The organism is Streptomyces mesophilus (genome assembly GCF_011044995.1).
Lineage (GTDB): Bacteria > Actinomycetota > Actinomycetes > Streptomycetales > Streptomycetaceae > Streptomyces > Streptomyces mesophilus.
Genome location: NZ_JAAKZW010000113.1, coordinates 1 through 25,485 on the forward strand (window position 1 = coordinate 1; position 25,485 = coordinate 25,485).

Here is a 25,485-nt window from a genome sequence, read left to right on the forward strand (position 1 = left end):
GGCGGGTCCGAGGGACCGGGGTCCGATGGCCCGGGGTCGGACGGGCCCGGGTCCGAGGGGCCCGGATCCGAAGGACCGGGGTCGGACGGGCCAGGATCGGAGGGGCCCGGATCGGACGGACCGGGATCCGAAGGGCCGGGATCCGAGGGACCGGGGTCGGACGGACCGGGATCCGAAGGGCCGGGGTCGGACGGGCCGGGGCCGGGTGAGCCCGCGCCGTAGCCGTCGATGACCACCACCGCGTTGCCCGGGTCGACCGCGATCCGGGCGGTCCAGTGGCCCGCGGGCTGGCGCGAGTGGTCGACCCAGACCTGGATGGTGAGGGATTCGCCGGGGTTCAGCGTCCCCGAGGTGTGGCTGAAGTAGAGCCACGACGCGTCGCTGTACGCGGACCAGTGCACCGGCCTGCCGCCGGAAGCCGTCAACGTGATGAGCGTGGTGTCACCGTGCGGCTGCGCGTCCACGGTGAGCCTGCCCGGGCCTATCCCGGGCGCCGTGGGCGCGGCCCCGGGGCTGATGACCTCGACGGAGACGTCGGGCGAGTGGCTGCCGGCCGTGAAGCGGGGGTCCGGTTCGGCGTGGGCGTTGCCCGCGTTCTCGTACGTGTCCTCGGCGTTCTCCCCGTCGAGGCCGCCGGGACCGCCCGCCTCGCTCGCCGAGACGGAGCGCCCGTCGCCTTCGCCCGTGAGGGGCGCGCCCCGGTACGCCGCCCACAGCGCGAGCACCGGCGCCGCCACCACCGTGGCCACCACCGTGGTCGTGACGGCCCGCGCGCGCAGCCGGTCGCGCCGGGCCGCACGGTCCTTGGGGTCCATGGGGAAACCGCGCCGGTCGAAACGCGGCGCCCCGCCCCGCGCCCGTACCGCCGAGGCCAGCGCCGCGTGCAGAGCCGCGCGCGGCGCCTCGACCACCGGCAGCGCCGCGGGAGTTGCGGCAGTACCGGGCCAGGACTTGGCGCCGGCGCGCTCGGCCGTACGGCGGCAGCGCGGGCAGTCGTCGACATGGCGGACGAGTTCGCCGCGCAGGGCGGCGCCGAGCAGCAGCTGGTTGTCGCCGGTGAGGCGGGCCACGATCGGGCACGTGCCCGTCTCGACGACGGCGAGCGCGGCCCGGGTGCGCTCCACCTCGCAGGCCGCGGCGGAGATCAGTTCGCGGGCGGCGGTGCGTTCCATGCCCAGGACGTCGGCGACCTCGCCGGCGCCCAGGCGGTGCCGGACGGCGAGCTCCAGGGCCTCGCGCTGCTCGGGCGTCGTGCCGGCGGCCTCCGGCCAGGCGAGCAGGGCGAGTTGACGGGTGTGCTCCTGTGGCTGCGCGGTCGCGGCGGACTCCCCCGCGTCCCGGCCGCCCGCATGCGCGCCCTGCCGTTTGCGCTTGGCCTCGGCGAGCCGGCGCAGACAGGCCCAGCGGGCCAGCGCGTACAGCCAGGCCCTGCGGTCGCGGTGGCTGACCGGGCCACGGCCGGTCCTGCGCTCGGCGAGCGCGAGCACATCGCCGAGGGCGCCGGTCGCGGCGTCGTGATCGCACAGCACGGACAGGCAGTAGGTGAACAGACCGTCCAGATACGGCTCATAGCGCGTCGGCGGGTGGTGCGAAGCGGTCCGGTCCGCCCGGTGCGCACGGCGGTGCGCCCGGTGTGCGCCGGTGGTATGCGTGGAGTGTTCCGGGCTGCTCGTCGTCACCCGTGCGACCGTAGGTGCCGGGGTAAGTGCCCGTCCGTCCCCTTGCATACCTTTAGCTCATACGGGTGAACGTATCCCTCAAAAGGGGACAGGAACCGTCGATTCCGGCCCTCTTACCGATCGCGCCGACGTCTACGGGGTGCCCAACTCCACCCGTTCGGCGGCCACTTCGATGATCTCGTTCAACACGCCGCGGGAGCGCACGAGATCGGCGATCATCCCGTCGATCCGCTCGCGCTCCTCGGTCAGCTCCTCGACCAGGCGCGGGGTCGCGATCTCGTTCGGGCCGCCGTCCGCGTCCCGCATACAGGGCAGGAGTTGGGCGATCTTGCGGCTGTGCAGGCCGGCCGCGTACAGGCCCTGGATGAGGACGACCCGGTCGACGGCCTGCTCCAGGTACTCGCGGTGGCCGCCCGGGGTGCGGTCGGAGGAGAGCAGACCCTGCTTCTCGTAATAACGCAGCGAGCGTTCGCTGACGCCCGTGCGCGCGGCCAGTTCACCGATCCGCATGTGCCACCCCGCGTGCTGTCGAAGGGACTTGAAGCACCGGCCGGTACGAACTGCCGGGACTTGAATCTGACACTGATGTCAGCTTCTACGGTACGGCCATGACGAACTCCCTGACGAACCCCGCGCAGAACGCCCTCTTCACCCCGACCCGCATCGGCACCCTCGACCTCCCGAACCGCCTGGTCATGGCCCCGCTCACCCGCAACCGCGCGCACGCCGACGGTGTTCCGTCCGAGCTGATGGTGCGGCACTACGCCGACCGCGCCTCGGCCGGCCTGATCATCGCCGAGGGCACGACCCCGAACGCCGTCGGCCAGACCTACCCCAACATCCCCGGCATCCACACCGACGCCCAGGAGGCGGGCTGGCGGCGGGTGACCGACGCGGTGCGGGCGCGAATGGGGTCTCCCCTGCTCGAGCGAAGTCGAGAGCTTGGGGAAGGGCGGATGTTCCTCCAGCTTCAGCACGGCGGCCGCAACGGGCACCCCGACACCAGCGGACACGTACCGCTCGCGCCGTCCCCGATCGCGCTGCCCGAGAATGTGGAGACCCCGAGCGGGCCCCAACCAGCCCCCGTACCGAGGGAGATGACCGCCGAGGACATCCGCACCACCGTCGCCGACTTCGCCGCGGCCGCCCGCCGCGCGGTGGCCGCCGGATTCGAGGGCGTCGAGGTGCACGGCGCCAACGGGCAGCTCCTTCAGCAGTTCCTCGCCGAGAACACCAACCACCGCACCGACGGCTACGGCGGCGCCCCCGAGCAGCGCATCCGCTTCGCCGTCGAGGTCGTCCGCGCGGTCGCCGAGGCCGTCGGGCCCGAGCGGACCGGGCTGCGGATCTCCCCGAACGTGACCGTGAACGGGATGGCCGAGGGCGACACGTACGCCCTCTACCGGGCGCTCGTGACGGAGCTGGCCGGCGACGGACTCGCGTATCTGCACATCGTGTACGCGGATCAGGACCCGGAGCTGCTGAAGGAACTGCGCGGAATCTGGCCCGGCACCCTGATCGGCAACCCGGTCCTGACCCGCGAGGACGTGGCCGGCGACGGCGGGCTGCGCAAGGGCGGGCTGCTGCACGCGGCCGGCGCCGATCTGATCGCGCTGGGACGCGGCTTCCTCGCCAACCCCGATCTGGTCGAGCGGCTGCGGGAGGGTGCGCCGCTGAACCTCGTACGGGACAAGTACCTGATGTACACGGGCGGGGAGACGGGCTACAACGACTACCCCGCGCTGGCACGGACCGCCGCCTGACCCGGATGTCAGTGCCGCCCGCTACGGTTCGCGCATGGCTGCCCGCACGAAATCCAAGGACCGTCCCGCCTACCGCTGTACCGAATGCGGCTGGCAGACGGCCAAGTGGCTCGGCCGCTGCCCCGAGTGCCAGGCCTGGGGCACGGTCGAGGAGTACGGCGCGCCCGCCGTGCGGACCACCGCGCCCGGCCGGGTCACCAGTTCCGCGGTGCCCATCGGCGAGGTCGACGTACGGACCGCCACCGCGCGCTCGACCGGGGTCGACGAGCTGGACCGCGTCCTGGGCGGCGGGCTCGTACCGGGCGCCGTGGTGCTGCTCGCGGGCGAGCCGGGCGTCGGCAAGTCCACGCTCCTGCTCGACGTCGCGTCGAAGGCGGCCAGCGACGATCACCGGACCCTGTATGTGACGGGCGAGGAGTCCGCCAGCCAGGTGCGGCTGCGGGCCGACCGCATCGGGGCGATCAACGACCACCTCTATCTGGCCGCGGAGACCGACCTGTCCGCCGTTCTCGGCCACTTGGACGCGGTCAAGCCCTCGCTCCTGATCCTCGACTCCGTGCAGACCGTTGCCTCGCCCGAGATCGACGGCGCGCCCGGCGGCATGGCGCAGGTCCGCGAGGTGGCCGGAGCGCTGATCCGGGCCTCCAAGGAGCGCGGGATGTCCACGCTCCTGGTCGGCCATGTCACCAAGGACGGCGCGATCGCGGGCCCGCGGCTGCTCGAGCACCTGGTGGATGTCGTCCTCTCCTTCGAGGGCGACCGGCATGCGCGCCTTCGTCTCGTACGAGGAGTGAAGAACCGGTACGGGGCCACCGACGAGGTCGGCTGCTTCGAGCTGCACGACGAGGGGATCACCGGACTCACCGACCCCAGCGGCCTCTTCCTGACCCGGCGCGACGAGCCCGTGCCCGGCACCTGTCTCACCGTCACCCTGGAGGGCCGCCGGCCGCTGGTCGCCGAGGTGCAGGCGCTGACCGTGGACTCGCAGATCCCCTCGCCGCGCAGGACGACTTCGGGCCTGGAGACCTCCCGGGTCTCGATGATGCTGGCCGTTCTGGAGCAGCGCGGCCGGATCACCGCCCTCGGCAAGCGCGATATCTACTCCGCGACGGTCGGCGGAGTGAAGCTCTCCGAACCGGCCGCGGACCTCGCGATCGCCCTCGCGCTGGCCAGCGCGGCCAGCGACACCCCGCTGCCGAAAAACCTCGTCGCGATCGGCGAGGTGGGGCTCGCGGGCGAGGTCAGAAGGGTCACGGGCGTCCAGCGCAGATTGGCCGAAGCCCACCGGCTCGGGTTCACGCACGCCCTTGTGCCGAGCGATCCGGGGAAGATCCCGGCGGGCATGCGGGTCACCGAAGTGGCCGATATGGGGGACGCGCTGCGGGTCCTGCCGAGGTCGCGTAGGCGAGAGGCCCCACGGGAGGACGACGACCGCCGGTAGACTTTGCCCCGGTCTCGCCCGTCCGTACGAAACACGGGCCCCATGCGTACGCGACGCAAGCCCGCTGACGTACGTGCGAGGCCGCCAGGCTGAAGTTTTTGAACAGTCAGGGCGCGGAGTAGATCCCCGATCCCGGAGGAGAGCAGTGGCAGCCAGCGACCGGGGAGCGAATCCCGGCAAGGACAAGGCCGCGGCTCCGAGCAGGTCGGGCGGCTCGGGCGTCGGTGCCGAAGGTCTGATGCGCGCCGCGCTGAGCGCGGTCGCGCCCGGCCAGGCGTTGCGTGACGGCCTGGAGCGGATTCTGCGCGGCAATACGGGCGGTCTGATCGTGCTCGGCTCGGACAGGACGGTCGAGTCGATGTGCACCGGTGGATTCGTCCTCGATGTCGAGTTCACGGCCACGCGGCTGCGCGAGCTGTGCAAGCTCGACGGCGGCATCGTTGTCAACTCCGACCTCTCGAAGATCCTGCGCGCGGGCGTCCAGCTCGTACCGGACCCCACCATCCCCACCGAGGAGACGGGCACCCGGCACCGCACGGCCGACCGCGTCTCCAAGCAGGTCGGCTTCCCGGTCGTCTCGGTCTCGCAGTCGATGCGGCTCATCGCGCTGTACGTGGACGGACAGCGCCGCGTCCTGGAGGACTCGGCCGCGATCCTGTCCCGGGCCAACCAGGCGCTGGCGACCCTGGAGCGCTACAAGCTCCGCCTCGACGAGGTGGCCGGCACCCTCTCCGCCTTGGAGATCGAGGACCTGGTCACCGTCCGCGATGTCTCGGCCGTGGCCCAGCGACTGGAGATGGTGCGCCGGATCGCCACCGAGATCGCCGAGTACGTGGTGGAGCTGGGCACCGACGGCCGCCTCCTCGCGCTCCAGCTGGACGAACTGATCGCGGGCGTCGAGCCCGAGCGCGAGCTTGTCGTACGGGATTACGTGCCGGAGCCGACCGCCAAGCGGTCGCGCACGGTGGACGAGGCGCTGTCCGAGCTGGACGCGCTGTCGCACACGGAGCTGCTCGAACTGCCCGTCGTGGCACGGGCGTTGGGCTACACCGGCTCGCCCGAGGCGCTTGACTCGGCGGTGTCGCCGCGCGGTTACCGGCTGCTCGCGAAGGTCCCGCGCCTTCCGGGGGCGATCATCGACCGCCTCGTGGAGCACTTCGGCGGACTCCAGAAGCTGCTCGCGGCCAGCGTCGACGACCTGCAGACGGTCGACGGCGTGGGCGAGGCCCGCGCACGCTCGGTCCGCGAGGGCCTCTCCCGCCTGGCGGAGAGCTCGATCCTGGAGCGGTACGTCTAGCAGCGAAAGGGGGACCGACCGTCTCGCGCAGTGCCCGGTTTGCGGGATTTGCGCTCGACAGATGGTCCCCCGTTGCCCCAGGTTCTACGCCTCGTTCAGCACGAACGAGGCTCGCAGGGTGCCTGTGTCCTCGCCCTTTGCCTCGACCAGGTATGTGCCGGGGGCGGCTGAACCCGGGGCCGGGGAGGCGCAGTTGGCCTCGCTCGGCTTGCGGTCCCAGTTCAAGGTGTACGTGATGGCGCTGTTGCCGGGCACGCGGTAGAGCAGGCTGCCGGCGGTAACCGGGCAGTCCGAGGACTTCCAGTACGGGGAGTCGTCGCCGGCCTTGGTGATCGTGACGACCAGTTCCTTCGGGCCCAGGTCGAACTTGCAGTCGGCACCGGCCTCGTTCTTCGCGACGATCTCCACCTTGGGCTTCTCGCCCGGCTGGTAGCGGTTCTTCGCGCTCTCGATCGTCAACTCGAGGTCGGAGGCACGGCAGTTGGCGAGCGCGGAACCGGCGGGGAGCTGCTCGCCCGAGCCCGAACCCGCACCCGCACCCGCACCCGCACCCGAGGTGCTGCCCACGCCCACGGATCCACCGGAACCGGCGTCGCCGCCCGTGCCGTTCGCCCCGTCCGTACCGCCGGAGTCCTCCCCCGTACCGCCGTCCTCGCCGGAGCCGCCGCCCGAGTCCGCGCCCGAGGAGCCGCCCGAATCGTCTCGCCCGCCCGGTGGTTCGCTGATCGCGGGACCCGAGGTGTCGGGGCCTGGCGTGATGGAGGGTGCGGGGTTCTTGCCGTCGGCGTCATTGCCGTTGCCCCCTCCGCCGCCGGACGTGACGGCCCACAGAATGAGCAGCGCCAGCAACCCGAGCACGGTCAGCAGCGCCGCCCTCCGTCGCCAGTAGATGGAGGAGGGAAGCGGCCCGACCGGATTGCGCAGAGATCCCACGGCGCAAACTGTACGAGAGAACGTGCCCAACTCCCGCCCCACCCGCCGCCACGGAGCGCAACTTTTCCGGATCATCATTCCGGGAACGGGGGTTCGGCGGCGGTATGTGTTCTTTGCGGCCGCCGACGGGCCGTTGGACCCGGGCCCAAGGGCCTGCCCGCGCACCCCTGCCGATCGTCAGGTGCGGCGGTGGCCGATAGCCGGATGTGGGGCGCGCAAGGCGCTCCGTACTGTCTAGATCATGGAAGCGACCACCTCCCCGGCCCCCCTGGCGTCCGCGCCGCCCGTCGACACCTCCGGGCTCTACCGCGACATCACCGGCTTCGCGCACGACGCACCGGCGTGGCTCCAGCACCTGTTGGAGGTGTGGACCGAGCTCGGTCTTGTGCTGTTCGGCGTGCTGTTCGCCGCCGCATGGTGGCGCGCCCGGCGCGCGGACTCCCGGGCGCTGGCCGTCGCGGTGCTCGCCCCACTCGCCACCGCGCTCGCGTACGTGGTCAGTGAGCTCCTGAAGTCGGTGATCGACGAGGAGCGGCCGTGCCGGGCGGTGTCCGGAGCCGTGCGCTCCCTCGCCGAGTGCCCGCCGCACGGCGACTGGTCCTTCCCCAGCAACCACGCCACGATCGCCGGCGCCTCGGCCGTGGCGCTCGCGCTGATCTGGCGCGGGCTCGGGTGGCTGACGCTGCCGCTCGCCCTGCTCATGGCGTTCTCGCGGGTGTTCGTCGGCGTGCACTACCCCTTCGACGTGGCGGTGGGCCTCGCGCTCGGCGCGCTCGTGGCCTTCCTCGTCATACGGCTCCTGCCCCCGCCCCTGGCCCGCCTGATCACAGCCATGCGCACCTCGCCGAACGCGGCCGTGCGCTGGTGCGTGGGCCCGGGTCCTGCGGCCCACGCCTACGCGGCCGTCCGCTAGGACCGGCTGTTCATACCCTGGCCGGGGCCCACAAGTCCCGCCTCGTACGCGACGATCGCCGCCTGAACGCGGTTCTTGACCTCGAGCCGGTCGAGGACCGCGCTCACGTACGCCTTCACCGTGCCCTCGACCAGATGCAGCTTCGCCGCGATCTCGGGGTTCGACAGACCGGCCCCGACCAGCCCGAGCACCTCGCGCTCGCGCGGCGACAGAAGCCGGGTGCGCTCACGCGCGGCCGCCGCGCGGCTCAGGCGCTCGCCCCCGTACCCCTCGATGACCTGCCGTGCGACCTTCGGCGAGAGGAAGGCCGCGCCGGAGGCCACCGCCCGTACGCCGGCGAGGAGTTCCTCGGGATCGCCGGACTTCAGCAGAAACCCTGTCGCGCCGCCGGTCAGGGCGCGGGCGACATAGGTGTCCTCGGAGAAGGTCGTCAGCATCGCCACGGCGGTCTCGGGCACGGTCCGTACGATCTCCTCGGCCGCCGCGAGCCCGTCGAGCCGCGGCATCCGGATGTCGAGCAGCGCGACGGCGGGCCGGTGCGCGCGGACCGCCTCGATCGCCTCACGCCCGTCGGCGGCCTCGGCGACCACCTCGATATCGGGGGCGAGGGCGAGGATCGCCCGTACGCCCGCCCGGATCATGGCCTCGTCGTCGGCCAGCAGTACGCGGATCACTCACGGTCCTTTCCAGCGGCGGGCACCATGTCCTTGGCAACGAGCCGGCCGTCCTCGAAGCAGAGCCTGAAGTGCTCGACGGAGACGAAGAGCCGGCCGCTCGCCCGGTAGGAGCGGCAGTCCGCGCCGGCGGGCGGCGCGGGGGCGCGGTCGTCCGGCGGGTCGGCCACCTCGCGCTCGGGCAGCACCTTCTCCACCTCGGTCTCGCTCGCGCCGATCTCGAGCCGCGCGTAGGCGGCGGGACTCAGCACGGAGTGCGTCTTGCTGTACGCGTACCAGGCGAACGTCCCCGCGACGAGCAGCACCCCGGCCACCCCGGCAACGGCGAAGGGCACCCAGGTCCGGCGGCTCATCCCGATCATCACCTGGGACGCGGGCTGCCCCGCGTCCCGGTGCGCCGCGGACTCGACGGGCAGCCAGGCCCGCACGCGGAAACCGTCCCCGTGCTCCCCCGCCTGAAAGGTCCCGCCCTCGTCGAGCACCCGCTCGCGCAGCCCGACCAGACCGGTGCCGTCCTCCCCCTGCGGCGGCGGGCCCGGTGCGCCCTCGTCGGTCACGCTCACCAAGGTGCCCGCGTCCTCGCGGACGACCTCCACGGCGACGGCGGCCCCGGGTGCGTACTTCACCGCGTTGGTCAGCGCCTCCTGCACGACCCGGTGCACGGTCCGCTCCCGCAGCGCCTCGTCCGGCTCCCCTTCCGTATGCAGCCGCACGTCGAGACCCGACGCCTCCGCCCGCGTCACCAGCGCCTCGACCGTCTCCCCGGCCGGCACCAAAGGCGCGGGCTCCCCCGCCTCCCGGAGCAGCCCGATGATCTCCCGCAGCCGGTCGGTCGCGTCGGCCGCCGCACCCCGCAGCTCGGCCGCGGCGGCGCGCTGGCGTTCGCCCAGCTCCGGGTCGAGCTGCAGGGCGCCGGCGCGCAGCGCGAGCAGGCTCAGCTCATGGCCGAGGGAGTCGTGCATGTCCTGGGCGATCCGGGCGCGTTCGCGCAGCCGCGCCCGGTCGGCGACGATCCGCTGCTCGCGCTCCAACTGCTCGGCGCGGGCGAGCGCGGAGGAGACGAGCGCGACGCGCTGGTGCCAGTAGCGGCCGATCAGCCACGGGAAACAGCCCGCGAAAAGGAGCGTGCCGAGCAGCACGAGCCACTCGGGTGCGGGATCCACATCCCGTACGAGAATCCGCACCGTTCCTACGACGGCGATCCCCGCGAAGGCCACCGGGCCCCCACGCCCTCCGCCCCTGGCACCGAGCAACAGCGCGAAGACCGCGAGCGCCGGCCCGTACGAGACGGTGAACAGCGACGGCGAGGCGGTGAGCCCGAGGGCCGCGACGGCCAGGAACGCCAGGAGCGGCCGCACACGGTGCAGGGCGGCCGCGAGCGCGAGCACGGCGAGGCCGGCCAGTTCCTGCCACAGGGAGCGGGGTTCGTTCAGGCCGATACGGTCCGCGCCCACGGCGGGTACGGCCAGGCAGGCCCAGAGCAGGGCGTCCGCGGCGATACGTCGTACGAGGTGGGGCACCTTGCCGACGCTACCCGCGGAGGGGAGCCCGGCACCCCTGCCGATCGTCAGGTCCTGTGCTCCTGGGTGGCTCCGAAGCTGCTCCTGGCCGGCTCCGAAGCCGCTCCTGGGGTGGCTCTGAAGCGCGCCATCTCTCTCGCGTAACCCAGTCGTGGGAGGATTCCCAGCGTCATGACTGCGACCGCACTCTCTTCCCAGACGCCCGAAACACCCCCCACCGAGTCCACCGGGCACGAGGTCCTGCACCGGCAGGTCATCGCCTGGTTCGACACCCACGCCCGCGACCTGCCCTGGCGCCGCGCCGACGCCGGCCCCTGGGGCGTGATGGTCAGCGAGTTCATGCTGCAGCAGACGCCCGTGAACCGGGTGCTCCCGGTGTACGAGCAGTGGCTCGCGCGCTGGCCGCGCCCCGCGGACCTCGCCAAGGAGGCACCGGGCGAGGCCGTGCGCGCCTGGGGCCGGCTCGGCTATCCGCGCCGGGCGCTGCGGCTGCACGGCGCGGCCGTCGCCATAACGGAACGGCACGGCGGCGACGTACCGACCAAGCACGCCCAGTTGCTCGCGCTGCCCGGCATCGGCGAGTACACCGCGGCGGCCGTCGCCTCCTTCGCGTACGGACAGCGGCATGCCGTGCTCGACACCAATGTGCGCCGGGTGTTCGCCCGCGCGGTGATGGGCGTGCGCTATCCGCCGAACGCCACCACCGCCGCCGAACGCCGGCTCGCCCGCGAGCTGCTGCCCGAGCAGGAGTCGACGGCCGCGCGCTGGGCGGCCGCCTCGATGGAGCTGGGCGCGCTGGTGTGCACGGCCAAGAGCGAGGAGTGCGGGCGCTGTCCGATCGCCGCGCAGTGCGCGTGGCTGGGTGCGGGCAAGCCCGAGCACGAGGGGCCGCCGCGGCGCGGGCAGACCTATGCGGGCACCGACCGCCAGGTGCGCGGCAAGCTGCTCGCCGTCCTGCGCGAGGCCGTCGCGCCCGTGCCGCAGGCCGTGCTCGACCAGGTGTGGGACGAACCGGTGCAGCGGGGGCGGGCGTTGGACGGGCTGGTGGCGGATGGTCTCGTGGAACCGATGGAGGGCGGGCTGTACCGCCTGCCGATGACGTAACAGCTCCTGCACAGGAGACTCCGTACGAACGAGGGCCGGACACCTGGTGGGTGTCCGGCCCTCGTCATGGGGTCAGGTGCGGATCAGCGTCCCAGGAACGCGTTGTGGAACGTCAGCTTCGACGTGTTCCCCTGCTTGTCCACGATCTCGGCCTTCAGGGTCACGCCCTTGCCCGCGGCCGGGGCGACCAGCGCCGCCTTGCCGAGGACGACCGGCACGGGGATCCAGTGCTTGCCGTCGTCGTACGAGGCCTGGATCTTCAGCGACTTCAGGTTGTCACCGGCAGCCGCGCCCTGGATGTCGAACGGCATGAGGAGCGGCCGGTGCGCCTTGGTCGTGGACCTGAGGTCCAGCGTCGGGTGGAAGCGGACGTTGGAGGCGGCCACATCCCCCTTGTCACCGGTCTTCGAGCGGAACGTCCAACTGGCGTCGGTACGCGTGCCGAGCTTGAACATCGCGGGGTCGCGGACCTGCGAGGTGCTGATCGTGTACTCGCTGTCATCCGTGGCCGCGGGATAGGACATGGGCATGGCGTCCCCACCGGTCTCCGAGACCTTCTCGCCGTTGCGGTAGAAGGTCGTGGTGGCCGTGACGCCCTCGGAGTCGCCCCCGTGGCCGGCCCCGTCGGCGAACATGTCGAGGAAGGCGTAGAGCGTGTCACCGGAGCGGCTGATGCCCGAGCGCTCCTGCGTGCTGAACACAGGGCCGAAGACGCCGGTGTTGAAGTCGGTACGGAAGGTCTTGCCCGCCTCGAACTCCTTGAAGAAGATCTGGTGCGAGATCTCCGTGGGCAGCCAGCCGTTCGGCAGCGGCGGGCCGACCTGGTCGGCGAACAGGGACCAGTTGGCGCCCGCTTCGGTGGACACGTACAAGTGCTGCCTGGTCGGCGCGGGGATGAACCGGCCGTGGGTGAAGCCCGCGAGCGAGCTGCTCCCCGCCTTCACCCGGCCGCCGGCCGAGAGCCAGGCGGTCTTGCCGGGGGCGGTCGTGCCCATGCCCGCGTCGATGTGCGCCAGTTCGGTCTTCTTGACGTGCTTGGTGAAGCCGTCCGAGAGACGGTTGACCGCGCCGCCGTAGACCAGCGCGTACTGAGTGTTCTCGCCCTTGACGAAGTCGGCGTCCCAGACCTGGGTCAGCGAACCGTCGGTGAGCTCCGGACCGAGGTGCGCGGAGCGGAAGTTGTCGTACGAGTCGAGCTGCCAGGCGAAGCGGTTGTCCCGGTAGCCCACCTTGATCCCGTACGACATGAACGCCTGGGAGGGTGCGGCCTCGCCGTCGGGGACGGTGATGTCCACAGGCTTCGCGGTACGGGCGTCCAGGGTGAGCTTGACGTCGTCCTCGCTCACCACGAGCTTCGGCTGGGCGATCCAGTCGACGCCCTTGGAGAGGTCGGCACGGTCCGCGATGATCATGCTCTGGACGGTGTACTCACCGATCGGCAGACGCAGCGTGGTGGAGTCGCCGCTCTCGTCGAGCGTGTACTCGGCGACCTCGTACTTGTCGCTCAGCTGCGTGACGTAGGTCTGGAAGTGCTTCGCCGCCTGGCCGTCACGGCCCAGGTGCGTCAACTCGACGGCGCGCGAGGCGACTTCCCGCTCCACGGTGAACGCGCTGCGCACGCTCTGCTCGCCGCCGGTCGCGACGACCGCGCCGCTGTACTGCCCGTTGGGCGCCTCGACCTTGGTGTCGGCCGTGACGGTGGCCTCGGCCGTACCGCCCGCCGGGACGGTGAGCTGCGCCGGACTCACCTTGAACATGCCCTCGGGGGCGGCCGCGCCGTCGGGGCCCTTGCCGCTCGCCGTCAGGTCGAGGGTGACATCGGCCGTGCCCTCGTTCTTGTACGTGAGGGTCTTGGTGATCGGCTGGTCGTCCTCGTGCGGATAGGCCGCCTTGCCGAGGTCGAGCGAGACCGGAGTCGCGTGCACGGTCTGGCCGAGCGCGCGGTCGGACTGGATACGGCCCGAGCCCTGCTGGAACGCCGTGTAGCCGACGTCCTTGGTGGACGCGGTGAGAACGCCCTTGAGCTCGGCGGCCTTCCAGGTCGGATGCTGCTGCTTGAGCAGCGCGGCGGCGCCCGCGACGTGCGGGGTCGCCATCGACGTACCCGAGATGGTCATGTAGCCGGGCGGGTTCTCGCCGACCTGTTCGGCGATGGAGTTGCCCGGGGCGGAAGCGGCGGTGATGTCCACGCCGGGGGCGGAGACATCGGGCTTGATGCCGGCGTCGCCGACCAGCGGGCCGCGGCTGGAGAACTCCGCCAGCTTGTCGCTCTTGTCGACGGCGGCGACGGTGAGCGCGCCCTCGGCGGCGCCCGGGCTGCCGACCGTCTTGTCACCGGGACCCTCGTTGCCGGCCGCGATCGCGAACAGCACGCCCTGCTCGGTGTAGGTGTTGACGACCTCTTCCAGCGGGTCGACGCCGGGGGCGTCCGGGCCGCCGAGGCTCATGTTGACGATGTCGGCGCCTTCGGCGGCCGCCCACTCGATGGCCACCATGATGTCCGACTCGGAGCCGCTGCCCTCGTCGTTGAGCACCTTGCCGTCGATGATCTGCGCACCGGGGGCGACACCCTTGTACTTGACGCCCTTGCCCGCGATGGTCGAGGCGACATGCGTGCCGTGGCCCTGGTGGTCCTTGGAGTCGGCCGACGTCGAGAAGTTCTTCTCGATCAGCTGCTGACCGGCCAGCTCCGGGTGGGTCTCGTCCACACCGGTGTCGAGGACCGCGACCTTCACGCCCTTGCCGTCGTAGCCGGCCGCCCATGCCTTGTCGGCGCCGATCTGCGGGACGGAGACGTCGAGTTGGGCCTTGACCGTGCCGTCGAGCCAGACCTTGGCGATGCCGGGGGCGGTGGCGGCGGCTGCCTTGACATCGTTATCGGTCAGCGCGTTCCACAGCTGCGGCAGGTCCTTCGCCGGGGTGGTGACGGCCTCCGCGTTCAGCGACTCGAGGTTCCGGCGGACCTTGGTGGCGCCGGCGCCGTCGACCTTGGCGCGGGCCGCTGCGGCCGCCCCCTTGTAGCCGACGATGACCTTCAGGCCCTGCTTGTACGCCTTGCGGGCCTGGGCGCTGTTCAGCGTGGTCACGTCGAAAAGGCGCTGGTCGACCTTGCCTTCGGCTATCAGGCGCTGGGCGTCGAGCGGTACGGCGTACTCATGCTCGCCGACCGTACGGATGGACACCGGCATGTCCTCGCGGCCCTTCGCCGGGTGCATCCCGGTGATCCGGCCGTCGGTCACCTCGACCATGTCGCCGGTGATCAGCTGTACGCGGTGGGGGGCCTTGCGGTCCTTCGTCTGCGGGGACTTCGCCGCCTGCGGCGCCGCCGGGGTTCCGGCCGCGGCCATGGGGGCGGCTCCTGCCGTCATCGCCAGTACCGCGGTGGCGGCAATGACGACGAGGCCTGGTCTTCTCGCCTGGCTTCGCACGTGAGTCCTTCGAGGGGTCGGGTCGCCGCCTCGGCGAGCCCCCGTCCGTCGTGCCATGGCGAGATGCACCCCCGGCGACAACCGGCGCTCATGCGCCAGAAGTTGCTTCCGCGCGCAGTATTCAGGCGGTTGCGGGGCTGATCAATGGCTCCGGGAGTGCGGTATACCGTTAGGCCCCCGTATGCCGGGAAAGCTTTTCCAGCTTCTTGGTATACCGCTACGGGGTGCGTCGGACAGGGCGCGCGGGGTGACGGCCAAAAGCGCCCGCGCCTGACGGATGCGGACGCGGGAAACGCTCGCTTATACGGCCCTGAGATCCCCCTGGACCAGGGCATACAAGGCGCCCCTTTACGCACCGCGTACTTCTGTTACACAACCGAGGGCCAGCCGTGCGGCCACCGAAGGCTCGCTCGCGAATCCCCGTTACACCGCCTCCGTAGCTTCGTAGATGGAGCAGCGAGAGATCGGGTTCCACTTCGGAGCACATTCGGGGATTTGAACGGAGGCGGTTGGAATGGCGCACGGCGAGGTGCTCGAGTTCGAAGAGTACGTACGGACCCGGCAGGACGCCCTGCTGCGCAGCGCCCGCCGCCTGGTGCCCGACCCGCTCGACGCGCAGGACCTGCTGCAGACCGCACTGGTCCGTACGTTCCACCGCTGGGACGGCATAGCCGACAAGCGGCTCGCGGACGCCTATCTGCGCCGCGTCATGATCAACACCCGTACGGAGTGGTGGCGCGCCCGCCGTATCGAGGAAGTGCCGACCGAGCAGCTGCCCGACACCGGCATGGACGACTCCACCGAGCAGCACGCCGACCGCGCCCTCCTGATGGACGTCCTGAAGGTGCTCGCCCCGAAGCAGCGCAGCGTGGTCGTGCTGCGACACTGGGAGCAGATGTCCACCGAGGAGACCGCGGAGGCGCTCGGCATGTCCGCCGGCACGGTCAAGAGCACCCTGCACCGCGCGCTCGCCCGACTGCGCCAGGAGCTGGAGAGCCGTGATCTCGACGGCCGGTTCCTGGAGCGTGAGGAGCAGGAGCGTTGCGCGGCCTAGGCCCTGGCAGGCGCCCGACGAGGACGGGGACGGCCTCGTTCGGACGCACGCGTACGGCGGGGAGCACGGCAGCGGCCGGGCTCGCCGCCCTCGCCCTTTGCGCGGTGGTCCTGACGGCCTGCGGCACTGGCGGCGCCGGCACCCGCGACGAGGGGGCCGCCCAGGTGGGCGAGCGCCCTCCGACGCCCACCGCGTCACCGTCGCCGTCACCGGCCACGAAGCGGCTGAAGACCGCGGAAGTGGTCGCCCTGGTCAAGGACGATCCGGCGGTCAGCGCCCGGGTACGGGCGGATCTGAAGCCCTGCTTCGAGGACACGTATCCCGTCGATGTCTCCTACGGCAACCTGACCGGGGGATCGTCCGACGACCTCGTGGTCAATGTGATGACCTGCGCCGACGGCATCGGCGTGGGCAGTTACGTGTATCGCGCGGACGGCAAGAAGTACCAGAATGTCTTCAAGGCCGAGGAACCACCGGTATACGGCGAGAACCTCCGCGGCGAGCTGGTCATCAACCAGCAGTTGTACGGCAAGGGCGATCCGGTGGCCTTCCCCTCCAGCGAGGAGGTCATCACGTATCGCTGGCAGGGAAACCGGTTCCAGGAAACGGGCCGGGTGCACAACGACTACAGCAGCGCGGTGAACGGTCCGGACGCCGAGGCCGCGCCCGAGGAGAACTGAGAGCAGGCGATGGCCGATCAGAGCAAGACGCGCGTGCTGTTCGTCGAGGATGACGACGTCATCCGCGAGGCCACCCAGCTCGCCCTTGAACGCGACGGCTTCCAGGTCACCGCCATGCCCGACGGGCTCTCGGGCCTGGAGGCCTTCCGGGCCGAGCGGCCCGATATCGCGCTGCTCGACGTGATGGTGCCGGGCCTCGACGGGGTCTCGCTGTGCCGCCGTATCCGCGACGAGTCGACCGTGCCCGTGATCATGCTGTCCGCGCGCGCCGACTCCATCGACGTGGTCCTGGGCCTCGAAGCGGGCGCCGACGACTATGTCACCAAGCCCTTCGACGGCGCCGTCCTGGTCGCCCGGATCCGCGCCGTCCTGCGCCGCTTCGGGCACGCGGGCGGTCCGGGGTCCGCCGGCGACGACGAGGCCCTCTCGGCGAGCACCGGTGTCCTCACCTTCGGCGATCTGGAGATCGACACCGAGGGCATGGAGGTCCGCAAGTCCGGCGAGACGGTCGCCCTGACGCCCACCGAGATGCGGCTGCTCCTGGAGTTCTCGCACGCCCCCGGCACCGTCCTGTCCCGCGACAAGCTCCTCGAGCGCGTCTGGGACTACGGCTGGGGCGGCGACACCCGCGTCGTCGACGTCCACGTCCAGCGGCTGCGTACGAAGATCGGCCAGGACCGCATCGAGACGGTCCGCGGCTTCGGTTACAAGCTCAAGGGATGAACCGTACGGGGGATCCGAGGACGGCACGCGGACGTGCTCCCGGCACGAGCCGCATCCCTGCGGCCGGCTCGCCGCGCGGCGGCCGTCTCACCGCGCTGACCTCGCGCCTGCGGCACGGTCTGCGCACCGGCCTGCGCTGGAAGCTGAGCGTGGCGATCGCCCTGGTCGGCGCGTTGGTCGCGATCACCCTCAGCCTGGTCGTGCACAACGCGGCCAAGGTCTCGATGCTGGACAGCGCGCGCGATGTGCAGGACGAGCGGATCGTGTTCGCGCAGCGGATCTACGAGACGACCAAGCGCACCCAGTTCAACACCCGGCTCGACGACCCCGAGCTGCCCAGCGAGCTGAAGGCGAAGGCAGCCGAGGGCCGGCGCGCCACCTACGTGCAGGAGAACGGGGACGGTCCGCCCGACATCTGGGCCGCGACGCCCGTGGGCGACGGGCACGTCCTGTCCCTGCACAGCAAGTTCACCGACCGCAGCGCGAGCATCATGAGCGACCTCGACCAGGCCCTGGTGATCGGCTCGATCGCGGTGGTCGTGGGCGGCAGCGCGCTCGGTGTCGTGATCGGCGGCCAGTTCTCGCGCCGTCTGCGCAAGGCGGCGACCGCGGCGAACAAGGTGGCCCAGGGCCAGACCGAGGTCCGCGTACGGGAGGCCATCGGCGGTGTCGTACGCGACGAGACGGACGATCTGGCCAGCGCGGTGGACGCGATGGCCGACGCACTCAAGCAGCGGTACGAGGCCGAGCGCCGCGTCACCGCCGATATCGCCCATGAGCTGCGCACCCCGGTGACGGGCCTGCTGACCGCGGCCGAGCTGCTGCCGCCGGGCCGCCCCAGCGAGCTGGTCAAGGACCGCGCGCAGGCGCTGCGCACCCTGGTCGAGGACGTCCTCGAGGTGGCGCGTCTGGACGGCGCCTCGGAGCGCGCGGAGCTGCAGGACCTGCTGCTCGGCGAGTTCGTACGGCGGCGCGTGGGCGCCGCCTTCCCCGAGGTGTCGGTGCAGGTGCTGCACGAGTCGGAGGTCACCACGGACCCCCGCCGCCTGGAGCGGATCATCGGCAATCTCCTCGCCAATGCCGCCAAGCACGGCAAGCCGCCGATCGAGGTCTTCGTCGAGGGCCGGGTGATCCGGGTCCGCGACCACGGCACCGGCTTTCCGCCGGAGCTGCTCGCGGACGGCCCGAGCCGCTTCCGTACGGGCAGCAGCGACCGCGCGGGACACGGCCACGGCCTCGGCCTGACCATCGCGGCGGGCCAGGCACGGGTGCTTGGCGCCCGGCTCACGTTCCGCAACGTGGGCGCGGAGGACGGCCCCGTGGAAGGCGCGGTGGCGGTGCTGTGGCTGCCGGAGCACGCGCCGACGAGCACGGGGAGCTTTCCGATCCTGCAGCTGCCGCCGCAGAAGTAGCCCCGGCTGCCTGTTCGTACGGTCGTGGGGCTCGCTTCGGTGACCCAGATCTCAGCCCCTCCCGCCGTTCCGTGACATGACGCACAGGCGATTTGTCCGGTACTACCCGGAATAGTTGTGCGCCGGGTCGTTCAAGCCGGGACTTTCGGCCCGTACCCCTCGGACCTTTTGTCCCATTTGCCCGGGACCCTGTCGGGGCCACAGGAATCTCGGCTCGGCCGCCCCCGCGAAGTGCGCCTAAACCTCCGCACCGGAAAGTTCGGGAAGAAATCCAGCAAACCCGCCCACCGATCGCGACGAGGCGTCAAGGGACGTGCAGCCTTCGTCTGCTTTACGAGGTTGGGTAGTAGATGGGCGGTTTGGGCGGGAGCGTCCCGTCGGGTTACCAAGGGATGGCCACCCCGGCCGTGCGGTCCTCATCGAGGTCTTCGCGACCGGGTCCGTTCATGTCAGGCCAGGCTCCCGTCCCCCGGGTGGAGCCGACGCCCCCTGGAGGAATCGCGAATGTCGAAGCGCGCCAAGTCCCACATAACCCGCCCCCTGCTCACCCGTACCCGCGTCACCGCTGCCGCCGTGACCGCGGGCCTCGCAGCCACCACGCTGCTCGGAGCAGGGGTCGCGATGGCAGCGGACGAGGCGGCCGGCGCCGCGCTCCAGGATGTGGCCACCACCCAGGTCAAGAGCGTGCAGGCGCAGGCCGCCGCTCAGGCGAAGTCCGCCACCACCGCCCAGCAGGCCGCGGCCAAGAAGGCCGCCGGCTGGGAGGACCCGGTCGAGAAGTACACGCTGTCCGCCAGCTACGGCATGGGCGGCGGCATGTGGGCCCACAAGCACTCCGGCCAGGACTTCGCGGTGCCGATCGGCACGCCGGTCGAGTCCGTGCACGCCGGTACGGTCGTCAAGGCTGGACCGAACGGCGCCGGTGACGGTCCCGCGTACGGCAACGCCGTCGTGATCAAGCACGACAACGGCAAGTACTCGCAGTACGCGCACCTGTCCAAGGTCCAGGTCCGCGTCGGCCAGCACGTGAACACCGGCCAGCAGATCGCCCTGTCCGGCAACACCGGCAACTCCAGCGGCCCGCACCTGCACTTCGAGATCCGTACGACGCCGAACTACGGTTCCGCGATCAACCCGGTCAACTACCTGCGCTCGCTGGGCGTCACGGTCTGACCTTCAGGGCCGGACACAACTGAACTACTTCCCGCCCTGGCCTGAGTCGGCCTGGGTGACGAGATCGATGGCGACCTCGAGGACGGCAGCACGCTTGTCCTCGGGGTCGCCTTCGACGTCCTGGAGGTGGAAGTTGCCGGCGTGCATCGTGATCAGCGCACTGATGCAGCGCACCTGGTCGGCCAGCGGCGCGTCGGGCTCCTTGAGGATGGCCATCAGCTCCAAGATCCGTTCCTTGAACATCTCGCCGATGCTCAGCTCCCGTACCGTCGCCTGGTTCTCCTGCATGAAGCGGAAGATCGGGCCCGCGTCCATCACGATCACGCTGTAGCGGCTGAGGACTTCCTTCTTGGTCTCCAGGCCGTGCGGCTGTCCCTCGGCCCACTCCACCAGCTCCTTGATGGGCCGTGTGCGGTCCTCGAAGACGCTGATCAGGATGTCTTCCTTGGTCTTGAAGTGGTAGTAGAGCGCCGCCTTCGTCACTTCCAGACGCTCGGCGATCTCGCGCAGCGAGGTCTTCTCGTACCCCTGCTCGGCGAAGAGCTCCAGCGCGACGTCCTGGATCCGCTTGCGGGTGTCGCCCCTGCGGGGCTGCCGCGTACTGCTGGTCATGGCTCTCTCCTGCCTCCCCAGGGGCCACGAGGCCCTGGGTCCAAGGGTGGATCCAAACTTACTTGACGCCCGGCTAGTTTCCCAGCTACCTTCCCACTGTAACGAACTAGCCGGGCGGCAAGTAAGTGCCGGGAGCCGAGGAGTGATGGGGATGGCGGCCCAGAGCGTGGGGATACCCCCGCAGGACGCAGCAGAGAAGGAACCCAAGCAGCGCAGTGTGCGCGTCGTCCTTGGTGCCCTGATGGTCGCGATGTTGCTCGCGATGCTGGACAACATGATCATCGGCACCGCGATGCCGACGATCGTCGGTGAGCTCGGCGGTCTCGAGCACCTCTCGTGGGTGGTCACCGCGTACACGCTCGCCACGGCCGCCTCCACCCCGATCTGGGGCAAGCTCGGCGACATGTACGGACGCAAGGGCACGTTCCTCACGTCCATCGTGATCTTCCTGATCGGCTCCGGGCTCTCCGGAATGGCCCAGGACATGGGCCAGTTGATCGGCTTCCGCGCCATCCAGGGTCTGGGTGCCGGTGGTCTGATGGTCGGCGTCATGGCGATCATCGGCGATCTGATTCCGCCGCGTGAGCGCGGCAAGTACCAGGGCATGATGGCCGGCGTCATGGCGCTCGCCATGATCGGCGGACCGCTGGTCGGCGGCGTGATCACCGACCACCTCGGCTGGCGCTGGTCCTTCTACATCAACCTGCCGCTCGGCATCATCGCCCTCGCCGCCGTGACCGCCGTACTGCACCTGCCGAAGAAGCGCTCCAGGGCGCGGATCGACTACCTCGGCGCCGGGCTCCTGACCGTCGGCATCACCTCGATCGTCCTCGTCACGACCTGGGGCGGTACGGAGTACGCCTGGGGCTCCATGGAGATCATCGGCCTCGCGGTGCTCGGCGTCGTCTCGCTCGCGGCCTTCATCGGCTGGCAGACCAAGGCCTCCGAGCCGATCCTGCCGCTGCACATCTTCCGCAGCCGCAACTTCTCCCTGATGGCCGTCATCGGCTTCCTGGTCGGCTTCGTGATGTTCGGCGCGACGCTCTTCCTGCCGCTCTACCAGCAGTCCGTCCAGGGCGCCTCGGCCACCAACTCCGGTCTGCTGCTCCTGCCGATGCTGCTCTCGATGATGGTCGTCTCGCTGGTCGTCGGCCGGATCACCACCAACACCGGCAAGTACCGGATCTTCCCGATCATCGGCGGCGCTCTGATGATCGTCGGCATGTTCCTCCTGTCGACGATGGACGTGGGCACCTCGCAGCTCACCTCCGGCGTCTACATGGCGGTGCTCGGCGCCGGCATGGGCTTCCTGATGCAGATCACGATGCTCGTGGCGCAGAACAGCGTCGAGCTGAAGGACATGGGCGTCGCCTCCTCCTCGGCCACCCTGTTCCGTACGCTCGGTTCGTCCTTCGGTGTCGCGATCATGGGCGCCCTGTTCAACAACCGGGTGCTGCACGAGATGACCTCGCGCGGCGCCGAGGGCATGCAGAACGCCCAGCTCACTCCGGCGCAGCTGAAGGGCCTGCCCGACCAGGCCCGCGAGGCCTACGAGTTCGCGGTCTCCTCCGGCACCCACATCGCCTTCCTGCTCGGCGCCGGCATCACGGTGATCGCGCTGATCGCGGCCTTCTTCGTCAAGGAGATCCCGCTCAAGGGGGCGGGCCCCAAGCCGGCCGAGGCATCCGAGGAGGGTGGGGACGCTCCTCGGGACAAGGTGGCGGCCGTAGCGGAGACCGTCTGATCCTTGGCCCAGCCCGGCCGGCGAAGCCCCCGGTGACCGTACGGTCACCGGGGGCTTCGTGCTGCCTGATCCTCTTGCGTCAACTCACGGTCGCTGCATGTGCGTTGCCCATACGCTCGGACCATGGTCGATCCGGGAATGGTGGGGGTCCGTGTCGCCTCCAGCGCCGTCGCACCTCGAGTCCGCAAGCTGTTCGCGCAGCCGGGGCCGGGTGCGGGTCTCGTCGAGAAACCGGTACGGGTATCGGCGCTGGTGAGCTTCAAGGGCGAGCAGCGCACGCTCGGCACGAAGGAACTGAAGCGTCTCGTATGGGCGTTGGTGCGGCGCACGGGCGGCAGGACCGTGCCGACCGAATTGGACGCGGTAGCCGACGCCCTCACACGCACGCTGTACGCACTGGGGGACCTGGACCTCGACGACGTCCATGCCGTGGGTCTCGGTCCCCAGGCCCTGGCCCGGCGCCTGCACGACGAGGCGGGCGGGGATGAGAACGTCAAGTGGCTCAGCCAGGCTGCGGAGGACCTCTATGCGCGGCTCCTGGACAGCGCCTGCCTCAACATCCTGCACTTCTTCACCCAGCGCTCCCCGTTCGTCGCGCGCACACTGGTGGAGCAGAGCAGGCAACTGCGGGACCTGATCGAGCGCACCGACCTCCTCATCGAGCGCCTCGGCTCCCAGTCCGCGACCGACGCGGGCTTCGAGGAGCGGTACGCGGCCCACATCGCGAAGAAGCACAGCAGCCTGACGATCTTCGGCGTCGACCTCACCGAGAACCGTCAATGGCCGCTGGACACCGCGTACTTGAGCCTGCAGGCCGCCTCCACCCTCTCCTTCGCGGCCATGGACGGCGGCGACGGTCTCTTCTTGGGTGAGCGGATGCAGCCCGCCGCCCAACCCGCTGAACAGGCGCTCTCCGGCCACACCCGCATCCTGCTGCGCGGCCACGCCGGCTCCGGCAAGACGACGCTCGTGCAGTGGCTCGCGGTCACCACGGCCCGCCAGGACCGCCTCACCGGCGAACTCGCCCACCTCATCGGCCGCGTCCCGTTCGTCCTCCCGTTGCGCACGCTCACGCGCAAGGGCGCGGATCCGCCCCCGCCCGCCGACTTCCTGCGGGCGGTCAACTCCCCGCTCACCGGGGCCCAGCCGCCTGGCTGGGCCGACCGCGTCCTGGCGGCGGGCCGTGGTCTGCTCCTCATCGACGGCATGGACGAAGTCCCCGAGCAGGAACGGGTCCGCGCCCACGGCTGGCTCACGGACCTCCTCTCCGCCTACCCGGACAACCTCTGCCTGGTGACCTCCCGCCCTTCGGCCGTACGCCAGGACTGGCTCGGCACCGAGGACTTCACCGAGCTGACGCTCTCCCCCATGACCAGCGAGAACCTCGCGGTCTTCGTCGACCGCTGGCACCGGGCTGCGGACGCGGACCCTGCGCTCGGCACCGCACTCCTGGACGCGATACGCACCAAGCAGGACCTGAGCCGCCTCGCCACCAACCCCTTGATGTGCGCGCTGATCTGCGCCCTGCACCGCGAACGCCGGGGCTTCCTGCCCCGCGGCCGCAAAGCCCTCTACGACGCCGCGCTCTCCATGCTCCTTGAACGCCGCGACCGCGAACGCGACATGGCGCATGCCGGCCTCGACCTCGACGAGGAGTCCCAGACCGAGCTGCTGCAGAAGCTCGCGTACTGGCTGATCCGCAACGGCCGTTCGGAGATGGACAAGGCCGACGCACTCGCCCAGCTCGAGCGGCTGCTGCCCGCGATGCCGTACGTCGCAGAGCAAGGCACTGCGGACACCGTGCTGCGCCACCTGCTCAACCGCTCGGGCCTGCTGCTCGAACCCTCCGCCGACTCCGTCCAGTTCGTCCACCGCACGTTCCAGGACTACCTGGGCGCCCGGGCAGCCGTGGAGGAACGGGACTTCGACCTGCTGCTCGGCCAGGCGCACCTGGACCAGTGGGAGGACGTCCTGCGCATGTCCGTCGCCCACGCCCGGCCGGACGAACGGGCGCGGCTGCTGCGGGGCCTGTTGGAGCGCGGCGACCAGGAACCCGAGCACCGCACTCGCCTCCATCTCCTGGCCATGGCCTGCCTGGAGCATGCGCCGAAGCTGGATCCTCAGGTGCGGGCGGAGGTGGAGGAGCGGGCGGCACGGCTGATCCCTCCGTACAACTTCTACGAGTGCCAGGACCTGGCCGCACTCGGCCCGATCGTCCTGGAACTCCTGCCGGGCCCCGACGAACTGTCCGACCCCGCCCTCGCCCCGTACGTCGTCCAGACCGCCGGCCTCATCGGCACGGACGCGGCCCTGCCCTGCATGGTGAAGTACCGGGACAGCGACAACCCTGCCGTGCAGCTCCAACTCGCCCAGTCCTGGGCCGCGTTCGAGACCGACCCCTACGCCACCGAGATCATCGACCGGCTCCGCTTCAAGCCGGACATACCGATCGTCGTCGGCTCCACAGCCGAACTGGCGGCACTCCGCCGCTTCGGCGGACACGACTATCTGGACTGCGTGGGCGACTTCACCGCGGACGAGCTCGTGGAGCATCTTGCGGACCTGCCCGTACGGCGTCTGCGGCTCGCCGCGAACACAGTCCTGGACAGCCTGGAATTCCTCGGGCGCTTTCCGGATCTGCGCACCCTCACGCTCTATGGATGCCCGGCCGTCTCATCATGGGAGGCGTTGCGCGGACTCCCCTTGGAAAGCCTTTTCGTCGCCCAGACCCCGGTCGTCGACACCAGCCCGTTGCGCACCCTCACGGCGCTGAAGCACGTGACGCTCCGCACCATCACGGCCGCCCGCGATCTGGCCGACCTCCCCCGGGACGCCCCTTTGCAGGGCATCTTCCCACCCGTCGACATGCCGGACCTCTCCGTACTTCTCGAATTCCCCCGGCTCAACCAGGTGGGCCTGGATCTCGAAACTCCCCTGGGCGCCAAGGACTGGCGCGTACTGGCGCAACTGCCCGAACTGACTTTCCTGACCCTCAACTACCGCGAACTGCTTTCCCTCGCGTCGAGTGGCATCACCCTGGAAAGAGTCACCAACGTCTACGTCAGCAGTGACCGGGATGCCGTGGACACCCGCCCATTGGCCGGACTGTTCCCCTCCCTGGACACGCTCTCGGTGATCAAGGCATCCGAAATCGACTTGGCTCCCCTGGCGGAATGCCTCCGGCTGGAAACGCTGAACGTGACGGACACGCTCATGGTCGAGGGCGGCGAGACCCTCCCCGACCGCATCAAGCTCACCCTCACCCCACGCCCTGCCCGGCAAAGGTGAGGGCACCGCACGCCAAAGGGGCGGCCCCCGGAACCGAAGTTCCGGGG

At 70.7% G+C, this 25,485-nt stretch carries 19 protein-coding genes; 12 read left to right on the plus strand and 7 right to left on the minus strand.

Features of this window, described 5'->3' with window-relative positions; genetic code table 11:
- Nucleotides 1-1,679, minus strand: a 1,679-nt coding sequence (locus G6045_RS23980; protein ID WP_165334139.1) for a sigma-70 family RNA polymerase sigma factor, incomplete at its 3' end; no start/stop codon positions are given.
- A 132-nt stretch (nucleotides 1,680-1,811) separates the two neighbouring features.
- Nucleotides 1,812-2,189 (minus strand): MerR family transcriptional regulator, encoded by a 378-nt coding sequence (locus tag G6045_RS23985; RefSeq protein ID WP_165334140.1) that lies wholly within the window; start codon nucleotides 2,187-2,189, stop codon nucleotides 1,812-1,814.
- Between the two features lie 98 nt (nucleotides 2,190-2,287).
- On the opposite strand from G6045_RS23985, the gene G6045_RS23990 reads away from it, so the two are divergent.
- The 3 genes from G6045_RS23990 (at nucleotide 2,288) to disA (ending at nucleotide 6,180) form a co-directional block, all read left to right on the plus strand.
- Complete coding sequence (locus G6045_RS23990; protein ID WP_165334141.1) at nucleotides 2,288-3,442, plus strand: alkene reductase; 1,155 nt, start codon at nucleotides 2,288-2,290, stop codon at nucleotides 3,440-3,442.
- Between the two features lie 34 nt (nucleotides 3,443-3,476).
- Nucleotides 3,477-4,883: a DNA repair protein RadA gene (gene radA, locus G6045_RS23995; protein ID WP_165334142.1), complete on the plus strand. Its 1,407-nt coding sequence runs from the start codon at nucleotides 3,477-3,479 to the stop codon at nucleotides 4,881-4,883.
- 238 nt (nucleotides 4,884-5,121) lie between these two features.
- Nucleotides 5,122-6,180, plus strand: a complete 1,059-nt coding sequence (gene disA / locus G6045_RS24000) for a DNA integrity scanning diadenylate cyclase DisA (RefSeq protein ID WP_165334155.1) — start codon at nucleotides 5,122-5,124, stop codon at nucleotides 6,178-6,180.
- Between the two features lie 84 nt (nucleotides 6,181-6,264).
- Here disA and G6045_RS24005 read toward each other — a convergent pair whose 3' ends face one another.
- The gene (locus G6045_RS24005) at nucleotides 6,265-7,113 is read right to left on the minus strand and encodes a hypothetical protein (protein WP_165334143.1); all 849 of its coding nucleotides are present in this window, start codon (nucleotides 7,111-7,113) and stop codon (nucleotides 6,265-6,267) included.
- A 241-nt stretch (nucleotides 7,114-7,354) separates the two neighbouring features.
- Between G6045_RS24005 and G6045_RS24010 the strand changes: the two genes are divergently transcribed.
- A complete protein-coding gene (locus tag G6045_RS24010) occupies nucleotides 7,355-8,026 on the plus strand; it encodes a phosphatase PAP2 family protein (RefSeq protein ID WP_165334144.1) in 672 nt (223 codons plus the stop codon).
- Here G6045_RS24010 and G6045_RS24015 read toward each other — a convergent pair.
- Together G6045_RS24015 and G6045_RS24020 are read right to left on the minus strand one after the other, a co-directional pair.
- Entirely contained in the window at nucleotides 8,023-8,700 is a 678-nt protein-coding gene (locus tag G6045_RS24015; protein WP_165334145.1) for a response regulator transcription factor, read from the minus strand. The genes G6045_RS24010 and G6045_RS24015 overlap by 4 nt on opposite strands.
- On the minus strand, nucleotides 8,697-10,220 hold the full coding sequence (locus tag G6045_RS24020; RefSeq protein WP_328707880.1) for a sensor histidine kinase: 1,524 nt from the start codon (nucleotides 10,218-10,220) through the stop codon (nucleotides 8,697-8,699). Before G6045_RS24020 ends, G6045_RS24015 begins: the two co-directional genes overlap by 4 nt.
- 171 nt (nucleotides 10,221-10,391) lie before the next feature.
- On the opposite strand from G6045_RS24020, the gene G6045_RS24025 reads away from it, so the two are divergent.
- Entirely contained in the window at nucleotides 10,392-11,324 is a 933-nt protein-coding gene (locus tag G6045_RS24025; RefSeq protein ID WP_235968240.1) for an HhH-GPD family protein, read from the plus strand.
- A gap of 83 nt (nucleotides 11,325-11,407) precedes the next feature.
- Here the strand turns inward: G6045_RS24025 and G6045_RS24030 are convergent, their stop codons facing one another.
- Entirely contained in the window at nucleotides 11,408-14,671 is a 3,264-nt protein-coding gene (locus G6045_RS24030; protein ID WP_235968241.1) for a S8 family peptidase, read from the minus strand.
- A gap of 595 nt (nucleotides 14,672-15,266) precedes the next feature.
- Between G6045_RS24030 and G6045_RS24035 the strand changes: the two genes are divergently transcribed.
- From G6045_RS24035 to G6045_RS24055, 5 genes are all read left to right on the plus strand, one after another.
- Nucleotides 15,267-15,806: a SigE family RNA polymerase sigma factor gene (locus tag G6045_RS24035; RefSeq protein ID WP_165334147.1), complete on the plus strand. Its 540-nt coding sequence runs from the start codon at nucleotides 15,267-15,269 to the stop codon at nucleotides 15,804-15,806.
- Nucleotides 15,807-15,970: 164 nt separating this feature from the next.
- The gene (locus G6045_RS24040; protein WP_328707881.1) at nucleotides 15,971-16,486 is read left to right on the plus strand and encodes a hypothetical protein; all 516 of its coding nucleotides are present in this window, start codon (nucleotides 15,971-15,973) and stop codon (nucleotides 16,484-16,486) included.
- 9 nt (nucleotides 16,487-16,495) lie between these two features.
- Nucleotides 16,496-17,209: a two-component system response regulator CseB gene (cseB, locus tag G6045_RS24045; RefSeq protein WP_165334149.1), complete on the plus strand. Its 714-nt coding sequence runs from the start codon at nucleotides 16,496-16,498 to the stop codon at nucleotides 17,207-17,209.
- On the plus strand, nucleotides 17,206-18,621 hold the full coding sequence (cseC, locus tag G6045_RS24050; protein ID WP_165334150.1) for a two-component system sensor histidine kinase CseC: 1,416 nt from the start codon (nucleotides 17,206-17,208) through the stop codon (nucleotides 18,619-18,621). Before cseB ends, cseC begins: the two co-directional genes overlap by 4 nt.
- Before the next feature lie 504 nt (nucleotides 18,622-19,125).
- Complete coding sequence (locus G6045_RS24055) at nucleotides 19,126-19,794, plus strand: M23 family metallopeptidase (protein ID WP_165334151.1); 669 nt, start codon at nucleotides 19,126-19,128, stop codon at nucleotides 19,792-19,794.
- A 24-nt stretch (nucleotides 19,795-19,818) separates the two neighbouring features.
- On the opposite strand, the gene G6045_RS24060 is transcribed toward G6045_RS24055, so the two are convergent.
- Nucleotides 19,819-20,406: a TetR/AcrR family transcriptional regulator gene (locus tag G6045_RS24060; protein WP_165334152.1), complete on the minus strand. Its 588-nt coding sequence runs from the start codon at nucleotides 20,404-20,406 to the stop codon at nucleotides 19,819-19,821.
- Between the two features lie 151 nt (nucleotides 20,407-20,557).
- Between G6045_RS24060 and G6045_RS24065 the strand changes: the two genes are divergently transcribed.
- Together G6045_RS24065 and G6045_RS42010 are read left to right on the plus strand one after the other, a co-directional pair.
- Nucleotides 20,558-22,150: an MDR family MFS transporter gene (locus G6045_RS24065; protein WP_165334153.1), complete on the plus strand. Its 1,593-nt coding sequence runs from the start codon at nucleotides 20,558-20,560 to the stop codon at nucleotides 22,148-22,150.
- A gap of 123 nt (nucleotides 22,151-22,273) precedes the next feature.
- Nucleotides 22,274-25,438, plus strand: coding sequence for an NACHT domain-containing protein (locus tag G6045_RS42010; RefSeq protein WP_165334154.1), 3,165 nt, complete (start codon nucleotides 22,274-22,276; stop codon nucleotides 25,436-25,438).
- The last annotated feature ends 47 nt before the right edge of the window (nucleotides 25,439-25,485 follow it).

Coding starts and splice junctions, on each gene's coding strand:
- G6045_RS23985 (WP_165334140.1), bottom strand. CDS start 2,189: ATGCGGATCGGTGAACTGGCCGCGCGCACGGGCGTCAGCGAACGCTCG.
- G6045_RS23990 (WP_165334141.1), top strand. CDS start 2,288: ATGACGAACTCCCTGACGAACCCCGCGCAGAACGCCCTCTTCACCCCG.
- radA (WP_165334142.1), top strand. CDS start 3,477: ATGGCTGCCCGCACGAAATCCAAGGACCGTCCCGCCTACCGCTGTACC.
- disA (WP_165334155.1), top strand. CDS start 5,122: ATGCGCGCCGCGCTGAGCGCGGTCGCGCCCGGCCAGGCGTTGCGTGAC.
- G6045_RS24010 (WP_165334144.1), top strand. CDS start 7,355: ATGGAAGCGACCACCTCCCCGGCCCCCCTGGCGTCCGCGCCGCCCGTC.
- G6045_RS24025 (WP_235968240.1), top strand. CDS start 10,392: ATGACTGCGACCGCACTCTCTTCCCAGACGCCCGAAACACCCCCCACC.
- G6045_RS24030 (WP_235968241.1), bottom strand. CDS start 14,671: ATGGCCGCGGCCGGAACCCCGGCGGCGCCGCAGGCGGCGAAGTCCCCG.
- G6045_RS24035 (WP_165334147.1), top strand. CDS start 15,267: ATGGCGCACGGCGAGGTGCTCGAGTTCGAAGAGTACGTACGGACCCGG.
- cseB (WP_165334149.1), top strand. CDS start 16,496: ATGGCCGATCAGAGCAAGACGCGCGTGCTGTTCGTCGAGGATGACGAC.
- cseC (WP_165334150.1), top strand. CDS start 17,206: ATGAACCGTACGGGGGATCCGAGGACGGCACGCGGACGTGCTCCCGGC.
- G6045_RS24055 (WP_165334151.1), top strand. CDS start 19,126: ATGTCGAAGCGCGCCAAGTCCCACATAACCCGCCCCCTGCTCACCCGT.
- G6045_RS24060 (WP_165334152.1), bottom strand. CDS start 20,406: ATGACCAGCAGTACGCGGCAGCCCCGCAGGGGCGACACCCGCAAGCGG.
- G6045_RS24065 (WP_165334153.1), top strand. CDS start 20,558: ATGGCGGCCCAGAGCGTGGGGATACCCCCGCAGGACGCAGCAGAGAAG.
- G6045_RS42010 (WP_165334154.1), top strand. CDS start 22,274: ATGGTCGATCCGGGAATGGTGGGGGTCCGTGTCGCCTCCAGCGCCGTC.